9 protein-coding genes are annotated in these 12,888 nt (G+C 63.3%); 3 read left to right on the top strand and 6 right to left on the bottom strand.

The window, feature by feature from the left end; translation table 11 throughout:
- Positions 1-95: 95 nt before the first annotated feature.
- From KW841_RS20085 to pvdM, 3 genes are read right to left on the bottom strand one after another with little or no spacing between them, the layout of a single operon-like run.
- On the bottom strand, positions 96-980 hold the full coding sequence (locus KW841_RS20085) for a formylglycine-generating enzyme family protein (RefSeq protein ID WP_218479380.1): 885 nt from the start codon (positions 978-980) through the stop codon (positions 96-98).
- 29 nt (positions 981-1,009) lie between these two features.
- A complete protein-coding gene (locus KW841_RS20080) occupies positions 1,010-2,290 on the bottom strand; it encodes an aminotransferase class V-fold PLP-dependent enzyme (protein WP_218479378.1) in 1,281 nt (426 codons plus the stop codon).
- A gap of 30 nt (positions 2,291-2,320) precedes the next feature.
- Positions 2,321-3,670, bottom strand: coding sequence for a pyoverdine-tailoring dipeptidase-like protein PvdM (gene pvdM, locus KW841_RS20075; RefSeq protein WP_218479377.1), 1,350 nt, complete (start codon positions 3,668-3,670; stop codon positions 2,321-2,323).
- 241 nt (positions 3,671-3,911) lie between these two features.
- On the opposite strand from pvdM, the gene KW841_RS20070 reads away from it, so the two are divergent.
- A complete protein-coding gene (locus tag KW841_RS20070; RefSeq protein WP_218479375.1) occupies positions 3,912-5,531 on the top strand; it encodes a PvdJ/PvdD/PvdP-like protein in 1,620 nt (539 codons plus the stop codon).
- 408 nt (positions 5,532-5,939) lie between these two features.
- Here KW841_RS20070 and KW841_RS20065 read toward each other — a convergent pair whose 3' ends face one another.
- From KW841_RS20065 to KW841_RS20055, 3 genes are read right to left on the bottom strand one after another with little or no spacing between them, the layout of a single operon-like run.
- Positions 5,940-7,334, bottom strand: coding sequence for an efflux transporter outer membrane subunit (locus KW841_RS20065; protein ID WP_218479373.1), 1,395 nt, complete (start codon positions 7,332-7,334; stop codon positions 5,940-5,942).
- Positions 7,335-7,341: 7 nt separating this feature from the next.
- Positions 7,342-9,315, bottom strand: a complete 1,974-nt coding sequence (locus KW841_RS20060) for a MacB family efflux pump subunit (protein WP_218479371.1) — start codon at positions 9,313-9,315, stop codon at positions 7,342-7,344.
- Positions 9,316-10,488, bottom strand: a complete 1,173-nt coding sequence (locus KW841_RS20055) for an efflux RND transporter periplasmic adaptor subunit (protein WP_095968023.1) — start codon at positions 10,486-10,488, stop codon at positions 9,316-9,318.
- A 271-nt stretch (positions 10,489-10,759) separates the two neighbouring features.
- Between KW841_RS20055 and KW841_RS20050 the strand changes: the two genes are divergently transcribed.
- Both KW841_RS20050 and KW841_RS20045 read left to right on the top strand, forming a co-directional pair.
- Complete coding sequence (locus KW841_RS20050) at positions 10,760-11,242, top strand: sigma-70 family RNA polymerase sigma factor (protein WP_218479369.1); 483 nt, start codon at positions 10,760-10,762, stop codon at positions 11,240-11,242.
- A 147-nt stretch (positions 11,243-11,389) separates the two neighbouring features.
- On the top strand, positions 11,390-12,727 hold the full coding sequence (locus KW841_RS20045) for a lysine N(6)-hydroxylase/L-ornithine N(5)-oxygenase family protein (protein WP_218479368.1): 1,338 nt from the start codon (positions 11,390-11,392) through the stop codon (positions 12,725-12,727).
- Positions 12,728-12,888: the final 161 nt, after the last annotated feature.

The raw sequence follows: 12,888 nt of genomic DNA, 5'->3' as shown, positions 1-12,888 counted from the left end.
AGCTTGCTCGCGAAAGCGGCGGGTCAGAAAATTTTATGTTGGCTGACACGACGCCTTCGCGAGCAAGCTCGCTCCCACAGGGATTGTGGAAGGGCTCAGAGGTTGGGCGTCAGGTCGCGTACTACACGAAACCCGATCCAGTCGCCACGGGTCTGCGGGTCGATGTCGTTGCGGTTGCCCGAACGGGAAAACACCGGTGCTTCGCCCCAGTCGTTGCCACGGATGCGCAGGGTGTCGCAGTCGGGCTCGGTCCAGGCGCTGCCGTCGGTGGGCGCGCCGACGTAGTCCGGGTGGTAGCAGTCGGCGATCCACTCGTAGACGTTGCCGTGCATGTCATATAGGCCGAAGGCATTCGCTGGGTAGCTGCCGACCGGCGAACTGTAGCTGTAGCCGTCGGTCGGGCCGTAGGTGTTGGCGTGGGTGGCGATGCTGTATTCGGTGCCGGGGTCGAACGGGAAGGGGAATGCTCCCGTCGATCCGCCACGGGCCGCGTACTCGCGCTGGGCTTCGCTGACGATGTGGTAGTGCTGGCCGGTTTTCATCGACAGCCAGGCGACGTAGGCGCTGACCTCGGCGAAGTTCATGCACACCGCCGGCTGGCGCGGGCCCTGGGGGTAACTCGGCTTGCCGTTGCTGCACGCGCGGCCGGGGCGGGTGTCGCCATCGGGCAGGGTGATGCCGGTTTCCTTCATGTATTGGTTCCATTCGCCGGCGGTGATCTGGTAGCGGCTCATGGCGAAGGGTTTGTCGAACGTCACCTCATGCATCGGGCCTTCATCAGGCTCGCGGCCGACTTCGTCGTCCGGGGTGCCCATGGTGAAGGTGCCGGCGGACAGCACGACCATTTCCGGGCAGTCACGACAATCCTTGAACACTTTGCCCGGTAATGGCGCCGTATAGGCCTGGGCCAAGCCTGGCACGGTACTGCCGAGCAATCCCAGTAGCATCAGGGCGCCGAGGTTTTTGAGGGGGCTTTTCATAGAGGTTCTCGCTTCTTGAAATCGGTGGGTCAGAGCCGGCTGGCCATCAGTTCCATCAACCTGTCGATGTGCGCTTCGGTATTGAGCAACCCCGGCGACACTCGAATGATCGGCCCGACATCACGGTCCACGGCATCGCACACCACGCGCTGATCCATCAGGTAATTGGCGACTTCTTCGCAGTCGCGGTTCTTGATGCGGAAGAAGGTGAAACCGGCGGAATACTCCGGTGACAGTGGTGTGACCAACTCCACCGACGGGTGCTGCTGCAAGCGTTTTTTCAGGTAGCTGTTGATGTCATGGATGCGTGCCGCGACCTCGGCCTTGCCCAGGTCCAGGTGCAACTTGAAGGCTTCGGTCAATGCCCAGCGGTGTTCGAACGAGTGATAGCCGCCGTAGGTCATCACCGTGGAAAACTGCGTGGCTTCGGAGAACGTCGGGATGGTCGGGGTCACGTCCTTGAGCTCGTCGGAACGGGCGCAGATGATCCCGGTGCCCCGTGGGCCGAACATCCATTTGTGGGTGCCGGCGATGAAGAAATCGCAGTGCATGTCCGGGAAGTCGACGTTCTCCACACCGAAACCGTGGACGCCATCGATCACGTAGAGGATGCGGTCCTTGTCCTCGCGGCCACGGTTTTTCTCTTCCACCAGTTTGCCGATCTCGCCGATGGGCAGCTTCACGCCGCTGCCGGAGTGCACCCAAGTCATGCCCAGTACGCGGGTCTCGGGGCGGATGTTGCGTTCAATCGCGGCCAGCACTTCGGCGGTCGAGACCTTGTACGGGTCTTCGAACAATTTGATCTTGCGAACCTGGGTGCCGTCTTTCTGGGTGCGGTATTCGAACACGCTGTTGGCCGCGTAGTGCTCGTGTTCGCTGGTGAGGATTTCTTGGTCCGGGCGCACGTGGATGCCGGCGTAGATCATCGCCAGGCCTTCGGTGGTGCTGCCGGTCAGGGCGATCTGCGACGGTTTGGCTTTCAAATAGCGCCCGGCCCAGACGCGTACCTCTTCTTCGCGGCGTTCGGTTTCGCCGCGATGCCAGTCCATGGCCAGGCCGGGGTTGCGATCGAGGTTGGCGCGGTGCATCTCGATGGCTTCACGCACCGGACGCGGGTGAGAGGTCACCAGGAAGTTGGCGAAGTGCAGGTAGTTCGGGTCCTGCGTGAACAGCTGACGCAACTGGTCCCATTTGTCCTTGGGCAAGGGCGCCGGGGCAGCGGCCAGTGCCGGCAGGTTCACGGTCGAGGCCAGAGGAATGCCGGCCGCCAGAATGCCGGCCTGCTTGAGGAATGAACGACGGTTGGTCATGGATTCGGTTCGCTTTGGCAAAAGGAAAAATCAGTTCTGGACCACGGGCCGGGAGGACTTTTGCACCTGGTCCCAGACCCGCAGGAAATTGCCGCCCCAGAGCTTGGCGATGTCGGCCTCGCTGTAGCCGCGGCTGATCAGTTCGGCGGTCACGTTGCGGGCTTCACTGACGTCTTTCCAGCCGTCGAGGCCGCCGCCATCGTTGAAGTCGGAACTGATGCCGACGTGGTCGATGCCGATTTTTTTCACGGCGTAATCGATCGCGTCGCCGTAATCCTTGAGGCTGGCCTTGGGTTCTTCGTCGAGGATCGAATAGAGCTGGCTGGCGTATTCGCCGAAACGCTGCTCGGGCCAGACGGTGATCACCGGGTCACCCGGCATCAGCGCCATCTCCAGGCCTTGTAGCGGTTGCAGGTCGAAGCGCGCGCGCAGGGCGTTGAGCTTGTCCTGGGTGGCCTGGCTCAGCGGGCGGATGTAGGTCGGGAAACCGACAATCTGCACCACGCCGCCGCTGTTCTTGATCAACTGCATTTCCGCATCGCTGAGGTTGCGCGGGATGTCCACCAGGGCCCGCGGCGCCGAGTGCGAGGCGACCATCGGCGTGCGGCTCAGGTGCGCGACCTGCTCCAGGGCCTTGGTCGACATCTGCGACACATCGATGATCACGCCCAGGTCATTGAGACGCTGCACCGCTTGCTTGCCGATGTCCGACAGCCCGCCGAGGGCGTCCCGCGAATCATTGAAGAACGGCAGGGGCCGCGACGAGTCGGCCCAGGCGTTGTTGCCCACGTAGCTGAAGCCGAACATGCGCATGCCGCGCGCCGCCCACTTGTCCAGGGCGTTGAGGTCATTGCCCAGCGGGTAGGCGTTGAGCATGCTGATGAAAATCGCGAACTTGCCTTCGCCGTGCAGGCGACGGAAGTCGTCGGGGGTGTAGGCGATGGCGACTTGATGGGGGAAGTCGCGCACCATCGCGCTGATGATCTTGTAGCGGGTTTCCTGCTCGTGTCGGGCCTCGTCGACGAAACCGGCGGTCGGGCGATGGGGCGCGTTGGGGCCGTTCCAGATTTCCGGCCAGCCGAAAATCGTCAGCGCCGCCCCGGACAGGCGCCCGCGTCCGATCTTGACCAGGTCAAACTGGCCCTCGCCGTCCTTGTCGACTTCGTTGCCGGCGGTGCCGAAGTCCATCGGTACGGTGATGTGGCTGTCGAACGAGAGGATACGTTCCTGCAGTTGATCGGCCTGTTTCATCACCTTCACCGGGTAGCCGGGATTGTCCCTGAACCAGTAGTCCCAAACCGCGAAGCCTGCCCCCGCGCTGATCGCCAGGGCCAGCGGCAAGCCGATGAAAAGAGCCTTTTTCGAACGTGGTTTTGTCATTGCCGTCTCAGTCAGGTTCGCCGTCGGGGGGCAGGCGCGGGGGCCTTTGCTATCTGGGGGGAACGAGTGGCTGGGACAGGAATTTAGTGTTTGTGCCGGCCTCATCGCTGGCAAGCCAGCTCCCACAGGGGTATCGCAGTTCCTGTGGGAGCTGGCTTGCCAGCGATGCCTTTAAATTTGTCGGCGCAACACTCGTTCTAGCTTGGATAAAGCCTGCTCCATGGCTGACACAGGTAGGGCAATGACGATTTCTCGACGATGGTTCCTCGCGGGTCTGGCGCTGACCGGTGCTGCCGTGCCTGCGGTCTACTACGGGCATCGCGAACTGACCAAACCGGACCCGACGATCACCCCGGACGAAGCCTCGTTCGACGTGGCGGACGTGGCCGGCCAGCGGTTGGCGGACGCCTTGCGCGGGGTCTGGCAGATTCGGTTCGAAGGGCGTGACGCCGGTATCGAAGGCTTGCCCTTGGAGGGGCTGGAGGTCTTTCTCGACATCGGTCACAAAGGTCGTGGCGTCGTCGGTTTCTTCGACACCGCCGAGCGTTTGCGCTCCGCCGAGGAGCCCCGTTACCGGGTGCTCGGCGATCTGTCCGAGGCCAACCCGAAGCAGCTCGGTTGGCGACTGCTGGGCGCCAGCGGCTGTTGCGAGTACGAGTTCGACATGACCCTGGATGAGGTCTGGGCCGGTTTCGGTAACGCCGGCAGCGGCAGTCTCAGTGGGCGCGTGCTGGACCTCAAGCGCCCGCTGATGCTGACGGCCCAGGACAATCGTTTCATTGCCGTCAAACAGGTGTTCCCTGAAGCGCGCGAACGCACCGGCCTCAATCCGGCCCTGCTGGCCTGGCTGGTATCGCCGGAGCACCGTCTGTTTCACCAGCTCTGGCATGCCTCCCGGGACAAGTGGCACAAGCTGTCCGAAGACCAGCGCGGCGCCCTGCGCGGGCTCGGTTGGCAACCCGGTCCGCGAGACAGGGAGCGCGATGGCCGAGGTGTACGCAAGGATCGCAACGGTTCGGGCGTGGACTTTTTCTTCATGCACCGGCACATGCTTGGCACGGCGCGTTCGATGCAGGACTTGCCGTCCTGGACGCACTTCCCGTTGCCGCAACCGGAACTGGCGCGGGACCGGCCCGGCTTCGCCCGATACTTCGACAACCACGATGGCACCGCGTTGCCGCCGACCTGGCTGGCCGAGGACGATGACGAGTACACGCAATGGGTCAGTGACATCAAGACCGGCGAGACGTATCACAGCAATTTCCAGGTCTGGGAATCGCGCTACCGTGATCCGCGTTACCTGTCGACGCTGACCCTCGGCCAGTTCGGCTCGGAGGTTGAGTTGGGCCTGCACGACTGGCTGCACATGCGCTGGGCTTCGGTACCGCGTGATCCGTCCAACGGTCAGCCGGTGCCGTTTGCCCGTGATCCGGCGGACTTTTCCGCGCGCTGGTTCGCTGCGGAAAACGACTTTCTCGGCGACCCGTTTTCCTCCCATGTGAACCCGGTGTTCTGGCATTTCCACGGCTGGATCGACGATCGTCTGGAGGACTGGTTCCGCGCCCATGAGCGCTTCCACCCGGGGCAGGTCAGTCGGCTGCAGGTCAATGGCGTGCCCTGGTTTGCGCCGGGGCGCTGGGTCGAGATCGATGACCCGTGGCTCGGCCCGGTCACCCATGGCTGCAGCACCACGCCGGGGTTGCAGGCGGGCAAGTCAGTGGAAATGGACCCGGAAACCATGAAGCTGGCGTTGCGCATCACCTTTGGCGAGGACGAGAAGAAGCTGAAGGATTTGTTCCGCAAGGTGCCGCAGCGGCCGTGGTATGCGCGCAATCTGAAGGCTAAACAGAGCCAGGTTTGATATCGCGTTATCGTTCAATCGCTGGCAAGCCAGCTCCCACAGGTCATGTGTTGTGCCTGAATCATGCGGCACCCACCACCCCCTGTGGGAGCGAGCTTGCTCGCGATGGCTGACTGGCAGGCAAAGTTGATGTTGGATGTGCCGGCCTCTTCGCTGGCAAGCCAGCTCCCACAGGTCATGTGTTGTGCCTGAATCATGCGGCACCCACCACCCCTGTGGGAGCGAGCTTGTTCGCGATGGCTGACTGGCAGGCAAAGTTGATGTTGGGTGTGCCGGCCTCTTCGCTGGCAAGCCAGCTCCCACAAGGTTTTGTGTTTGCCGCATGATCCGGGCACGACGCATAACCTGTGGGAGCTGGCTTGCCAGCGATGGCGTACGCAGCGGCCGTGAAAGCAAAAGATCGCAGCCTCAGAGCGCCTGCCACCCCCCACCCAACGCCTTGTACAACGCAATACTCGCCTGCATCCGCGACAAGCGCAGTTGCACATTCAAATCCTGCGCCGCATACAGCGTGCGTTGGGTTTCCAGGACCGTCAGCAAATCCTCGGCCCCGGCCTGGTAACGGCTTTGCGCGATGTTGAACGCGGTCTGTGCCTGGCTCAGTTCTTCACTCTGCCAGCCGCGCTGTTCATCCAGCCCGCGAATGCTGTTGAGGGCTTTTTCGACGTCGGCGAAGCCATTGATGATCGCGCCGCGATAGGTTTCCAGCAGTTCTTGCTGGCGCGCCGTGGCCTTGTCGCGCTGGGCGCCGAGGCGGCCGTTGTTGAACACCGGTGCAAGCAGCCCGGCGGTGAGGTTGTAGAAGGGACTGCGCAGGATATCGTCGGCCCGGTCGGCCCCGGAGCCGATTTCGGCGGTGAGGGTCACGGTCGGTAGCATCGCGGCCCGGGCGACGGTGACGTCGGCCTGGGCGGCGGCCAGTTGCGCCTCGGCCCGGGCAATGTCCGGACGGCGGCTGAGCAACTGGCTGGGCACCCCGGCGTCGATGGCCGGCCAGGTCAGTTGATCGAAGCGTTCCTGACCCAGGGACAGTGCCTGTACTGGACGGCCGAGCAGGGCGGCGAGGCTGATTCGCGCCTCCTCGGCCTGTTGCCGCACCAGCGGCAGCTGGCGTTGCTGCGCCGCCACCAGGCTTTTTTGCTGCGCCAGTTCCAGGGCCGTGGCCGAGCCTGAATCGAAGCGGGTCTGTACCAGTTTCAGCACGCTTTGCGCATTGGCCAGGTTCAACTCGGCGATGCGGCTTTGTTCCTGCAACGACAAGGCTTGCGCGTAACTGTTGGCCACGCCGCTGAGCAAGGTCAACTCCACGATGGCCTGATCAAACTCGCTGGCGTTCAGACTGAACTGCGCACTGTCGCGGCTGGCCTGCTGGCCGCCCCAGAAATCGATTTCGTAGCTGGCCACCAGGTTCGCATTGAAGTAGTCGACGGCGTCGTTATCGCTGTCGGCATCGAGCTGACTGTAGCCGTTGCCCCGTATCAGCTTCTGGCGATTGGCATTGGCCGCGGCCTTGACCTCCGGCAGTTGCGAGCCGCCGGCGATGACCGTATCGGCCTGGGCCTGGCGCACTCTGGCGATGGCGGCGGCCAAATCGTAACTGCCGAGCCGCGCCTGTTCGATCAGGCGACCCAGCTGCGGACTGCCGAAGCGATTCCACCATTGTTGGTTGTCATGGACTGCGGCTGCAGTGTGCGGCGATTGCCAGGCGGCCGGCGGCTGGATGCCGCTGTCGGGGCGCTGGGCCGGGGTGCCGCAGGCACCGAGCAACAGGCACAGGGTTAACACACTGAGTGGCGGCTTCATCAATCGATCATTCACTGGTAAGGGCCGTGACCGGGTCGAGTCGGGCAGCTTTGCGGGCCGGCATAAAGCCGAAAACAACACCGGTGACCAGGGCGCAGCCGAAGGCGCCCAGTACCGCTATCAGGGAGAACGCGACAGCCACTTCACTGAAAATCAGCACGCCACCGACGATCAGCGCCAGGGCGATCCCGGTGAGGCCGCCCACCACCGAGAGCATCACCGCCTCGGTGAGGAACTGGCGCAGGATGTCGCGCTGGCGCGCGCCGGTGGCCATGCGGATACCGATCTCACGAGTCCGTTCGCGCACGGTCATGAGCATGATGTTCATCACGCCGATCCCGCCCACCAGCAGCGAAATGGCGGCAATCGAACCGAGCATCAGCGACAGGGTGTTTTGCGTGCGTGCCTCGGCCTGGATCATCGCGGCGTTGTTGGTCAGTTCGAAATCGTGCTTGCCGTCGTGCAGGCGCAGCATCAATTGCTCGATGGCTTTTTCGGTGTCCTTGACCTTGCGCGCGTCGGCGGCGGCGATGGCGATGTACTCGGGATTGTGCGTGCCGAACAGGCGCACACTGGCGGCGGAGTAGGGGATGGCAATGCGGTCGTCGCTGTCGGAGTCGCCGGAGCTGGCGCCTTTTTCGGCGAGCACGCCGACCACCTGGAAAGGTACGTTTTCGATCAGGATGTACTGGCCGATCGGGTTGGCCACGTCCTTGAGCAACTTGGTCCGCACCTTGTGCCCGATCACCGCGACCGCCGCGGCGTTCTGTTCATCGGCGTGGGTGAAGTAGCTGCCTTCGACCACCGGCCAGTTGAAGATCGCCGGGAAGTTGGTGTCGTTGCCACCGACATAGCTCATGTGATCCAGGTTGCCGAAGCGCACCCCGGCCTCCTGGCCGTTGACCGGCATGATCCGCGTGACCTGGGGCAGGCTGGCAATCGCCGCGACCTCATCGAGGGTGATGATGCCCATCGGCGTGCGCGGATTGGGCGCCGAGCCGCTGAGGTAAATGATGTTGGAACCGAACGCGCCCATCTGCGCCATCACTTGACGCTTGCTGCCTTCACCGACGGCCAGCATGACCACCACCGAGGCGACGCCGATGATGATCCCGAGCAAGGTCAGCGCGGTGCGGAACTTGTTGATCCACATCACCCGCCACGCCGCGTGCACGGCGTCGACCAATTCGCCCTTCCAGGCGCCGGTGGCTTCGGCGCCTTCACTCAAGCGCTTGCGCAGGTCGACGGCTTGTAGTGCACCGGGGGTGGCCGAATGTTGCGCGGTCGGGTTTTCAGCGGCGCTGTCGCTGATGATCAGGCCGTCGCGGATCTCGATGATGCGTTTGGCCCGGGTCGCCACTTCGCGGTCGTGGGTGATGAGGATCACCACGTGGCCCTGGCTCGCCAGTTCGTCGAGCAGGCTCATGACCTCGGCGCCGCTGTGGCTGTCGAGGGCGCCGGTGGGTTCGTCGGCAAGGATGATGTGGCCGCCGTTCATCAGCGCACGGGCGATCGACACCCGTTGCTGCTGGCCGCCGGAGAGCTGGTGGGGGCGGTTGCCGGTGCGCGAAGCCAGGCCGAGGCGGTCGAGCAGGGCGGCGGCGCGGGCGTGGCGTTCGGCGGCCGGGGTGCCTGCGTAGATCGCCGGCATCTCGACGTTTTCCTGGGCCGAACCGGATGGAATCAGGTGGTAGCCCTGGAACACGAAACCGAAGGCTTCGCGCCGCAGCCAGGCCAGTTCGTCGCTGTCGAGGGCGGCGACGTTTTCCCCGGCGAAACGGTATTCGCCCGAGGTCGGACGGTCGAGGCAGCCGAGGATGTTCATCAGCGTCGACTTGCCGGAACCGGAAGCGCCGACAATCGCCACGAACTCCCCGGCATGGATCGACAGGTCGATGCCGCGCAATACGTGAACTTCAGGCGCGTCGCCACCGCCGTAGGCTTTGCGGATGTCCGAAAGTTCGATCAGGGGCGTCTGCATTCAGCCGCCACTCCCGTCGACCGGGCCGATCAACAGGTGATCGCCTTCTTGCAGGCCGTCGAGGATCTGCACCCGCAGGCGGTCACTGATGCCGGTGCGCACGTTGCGCTGTTCGATGCTGCCGTTTTTGGCGACCACTTGCGCGGTCTGCAGGTCTGGCTGTGCGCCGGTTTGCAGGGCGGCGATGGGTGCGGTGAGGACGTTTTGCGCCTGGTTGGCGACGAAGAACACCTGGGTGGTCATTTCCGCCATCAGCGCGTTGTCGGCGTTGTCGACATCCAGCAACACGGTGTACAGCACCACGCGGGCACTCCCGCTTTTGCTGGTGCTGGCAGGGCTGCCGCCGCCCTGGCTGGTCTGGTCCAGCGGCTTGGGCGGCACGGGGAGGATTTGCCGCACGGTGCTGGTCCAGCGCCGGGTGCCGCCGCTCAGGGTGGTGAACCAGGCGTGCATGCCGGGTTTGACGTGGCCGATGTCGGCCTCCGAGACCTCGGCCCACACGGTCATCGGCGACAGCTTGGCGATGCGCAGGATCAGCGGTGTCTGCTGCTGGGCGTTGAGGGTCTGGCCCTCGCGGGCATCCAGCGCGACCACTGTGCCGGCCATCGGTGCATAAATCCGCGTGTAGCCGAGCTCCGCCTGATCGCTGCGCAGGCTGGCTTCGGCCTGGCGGATCTGCGCCTGGAACATGTCGATGCGCGCCTGGGTCACGCGCAGTTCGGCCTGGGCGGTCTGCACGTCTTCTTCGCGGGTGGCGCCGCCAGCGGCGAGGTTCTGCTGGCGCTGGTATTTCTGCCGGGCCAGTTCGTGTTGCGCCCGCTGCTCCTGCAGCTGCGCCTTGAGGTTTTCGATGGAGAAGCGTCCGGCATCGAGTTTGGCCTGTTGCGTGGACGGGTCGATTTCCACCAGCAACTGGCCTTCCTTGACCCGGTCGCCGACTTCCACGTGGATCTTGTGGATTTGCCCGGAGGCCTGGGCGCCGACGTCGACATAGCGTCGCGGTTGCAGGGTGCCCAGGGCGGTGACGCTGCTTTCAATGTCGGCACGGCTGACCTGGACGGTGGTGAACTGGTCGCGGCCCGGTGGGATGAACTGCCAGGCGGCGACGGCCACCACGGGGATCAGACAAAGTGCTGCAAGCAGGGCGCGTCGGGTCTGTCGGGGGCGTTTCATGCAGGGTTCCGGCCTTGGGAAATCGGCCCGTCCGGGCAGAGACGGGGAGCTGTCCTTAGGACGATGAAAGCCCCCGGGAATTTAGCCCCAGACACACGACGTAACACCTACGGGGGGCTATTTATCGGGCGAGGTGAAGCAATACTTTAAATCTATATGAGAATTACTATAAATTACACTTCTCAAACTGCCACTATCGTGCCACTGCGTGTTCCAGCGGTCGCCGAGACGGCTCAAGGACAGCAACCGCACCCCCGTGCGGACGGGAGTCATGTTGGAAAACTACTATCGCGAGCTGGTGTGTTTCCTGAACGCCAGGCTGGGCAACCGTCAGGTGGCCGAAGATGTGGTGCATGACGCTTACCTGCGGGTCCTGGAGCGTTCCAGCGATACACCGATCGAGCAGCCCCGGGCATTCCTTTATCGCACCGCTCTCAACCTGGTCGTCGATGACCATCGGCGCAACGCCTTGCGGCGCACCGAGCCACTGGACGTACTCGACAGCGAAGAAGGCAGCTTCATACCTTCACCGCACAAGGTCCTCGATCACGGCCAGCGCCTGGACATGCTCCAGCGTGCCCTGGCGGAACTGCCACGGCTGTGCCGCGAGAGTTTTCTGCTGCGCAAGATCGAGGGCCTGTCCCATCTGGAAATCGCCGGGCAACTGGGCATTTCCCGTGCGCTGGTGGAAAAGCACATCGTCAATGCCATGAAGCATTGCCGTCTGCGGATGCGTCAGTGGGAAGGCCACTGATCCTCCGGGATTCATCAAGCCCCGTTAAATTTAGTTCCATTGTCCTCGTTCCTACTCAACAGACGACCTGTTGTGCGGCCCAAGGCCTGTCAGGTCACTTAGGTTCAATGTCCCGCTGTTGCGGGGAACATCCAGAGGACACTGGAAATGACACAGGCTATTGCATCGCCCCTCGTTCACGACCTGATCGGCGTCGGTTTCGGCCCGTCGAACCTGGCATTGGCCATCGCGCTGCAAGAGCGCGGGGCGAGCCAGGGCAACCTGGATGTGCTGTTTCTCGACAAGCAGGCCGACTACCGTTGGCACGGCAACACCCTGGTGACCCAGAGCGAGTTGCAGATTTCCTTCCTCAAGGACCTGGTGACCCTGCGCAATCCGACCAGTCCTTATTCGTTCGTCAATTACCTCAAGGCCCACGGGCGCCTGGTGGACTTCATCAACCTGGGCACCTTCTATCCGTGCCGCATGGAGTACAACGACTACCTGCGCTGGGTTGCCGGGCAGTTCGCGGCGCAAAGCCGCTACGGTGAAGAAGTGCTGACCATCGAGCCGGTGCTGCACAACCATCAGGTCGAGGCATTGCGGGTGATTTCCCGCGATGCGAGTGGTCATCAACAGGTACGCACCACCCGTTCGGTGGTGGTCAGCGCCGGTGGCACGCCGCGTATTCCCGAAGTGTTCAAGGCGCTCAAGGACGACGGCCGGGTGTTCCACCATTCCCAGTACCTGGCGCAGATGGCCAAGCAGCCGTGCGTGAACAACCAGCCGATGAACATTGCGATCATCGGTGGCGGGCAGAGCGCCGCCGAGGCCTTCATCGATTTGAACGACAGCTTCCCATCGGTGCAGGTGAACATGATCCTGCGCGGCTCGGCACTCAAGCCGGCCGACGACAGCCCCTTCGTCAACGAAGTGTTCTCGCCGGAGTTCACCGACCTGGTGTTCCAGCAGCCCGACAGCGAGCGCGAGCGCCTGGTCAACGAGTACCACAACACCAACTATTCGGTGGTGGACATCGATCTGATCGAGCGCATCTACGGCATCTTCTACCGGCAGAAGGTCTCGGGCATCGCCCGTCATGCGTTCCATACCCTGACCACGATCGAAAAGGCCACCGCCAACGAACGCGGCGTCGAACTGGTGCTGCGCAACAACGCCACCGGTGAAGTCTCGGTGCGTCACTACGACGCCGTGGTCCTGGCCACCGGTTACGAGCGGCAGATGCACCGCAAGCTGCTGGCGCCGCTGGAGGAATACCTCGGTGACTTTGAAGTCGACCGCAACTACAAACTGATCACCGACGAGCGCTGCAAGGCCGGCCTCTATATGCAGGGCTTTTGCCAGGCCAGCCACGGGCTGAGCGACACCTTGCTGTCGATCCTGCCGATCCGTGCCGATGAGATTGCCGGGTCGTTGTATGAGCATGGCAAGCATCGCGGGCATGGGCGGTCGGTGGTGGATCTGTTGTTGGCTACGGCCAGCTGATTGTTGAAAAGATCGCAGCCTGCGGCAGCTCCTACAGGTGTACACATCACCCTGTAGGAGCTGCCGAAGGCTGCGATCTTTTGCTTTTCCTGAACCCTTCCTGAAGAACCCCGCGTTTCCCCCTGCAAGGTTTTGTAACGGGTTTACTCTCCAAACATCGG

Origin of the sequence: Pseudomonas sp. PDM28, assembly GCF_019219115.1 — a bacterium.
Taxonomy (GTDB): domain Bacteria; phylum Pseudomonadota; class Gammaproteobacteria; order Pseudomonadales; family Pseudomonadaceae; genus Aquipseudomonas; species Aquipseudomonas laurylsulfatiphila.
Note: the sequence above shows the minus strand (reverse complement) of the source record. Positions and strands in the feature narration are given on the sequence as shown.

Coding starts and splice junctions, on each gene's coding strand:
- KW841_RS20070 (WP_218479375.1), top strand. CDS start 3,912: ATGACGATTTCTCGACGATGGTTCCTCGCGGGTCTGGCGCTGACCGGT.
- KW841_RS20060 (WP_218479371.1), bottom strand. CDS start 9,315: ATGCAGACGCCCCTGATCGAACTTTCGGACATCCGCAAAGCCTACGGC.
- KW841_RS20065 (WP_218479373.1), bottom strand. CDS start 7,334: ATGAAGCCGCCACTCAGTGTGTTAACCCTGTGCCTGTTGCTCGGTGCC.
- KW841_RS20080 (WP_218479378.1), bottom strand. CDS start 2,290: ATGACCAACCGTCGTTCATTCCTCAAGCAGGCCGGCATTCTGGCGGCC.
- pvdM (WP_218479377.1), bottom strand. CDS start 3,670: ATGACAAAACCACGTTCGAAAAAGGCTCTTTTCATCGGCTTGCCGCTG.
- KW841_RS20045 (WP_218479368.1), top strand. CDS start 11,390: ATGACACAGGCTATTGCATCGCCCCTCGTTCACGACCTGATCGGCGTC.
- KW841_RS20085 (WP_218479380.1), bottom strand. CDS start 980: ATGAAAAGCCCCCTCAAAAACCTCGGCGCCCTGATGCTACTGGGATTG.
- KW841_RS20050 (WP_218479369.1), top strand. CDS start 10,760: ATGTTGGAAAACTACTATCGCGAGCTGGTGTGTTTCCTGAACGCCAGG.
- KW841_RS20055 (WP_095968023.1), bottom strand. CDS start 10,488: ATGAAACGCCCCCGACAGACCCGACGCGCCCTGCTTGCAGCACTTTGT.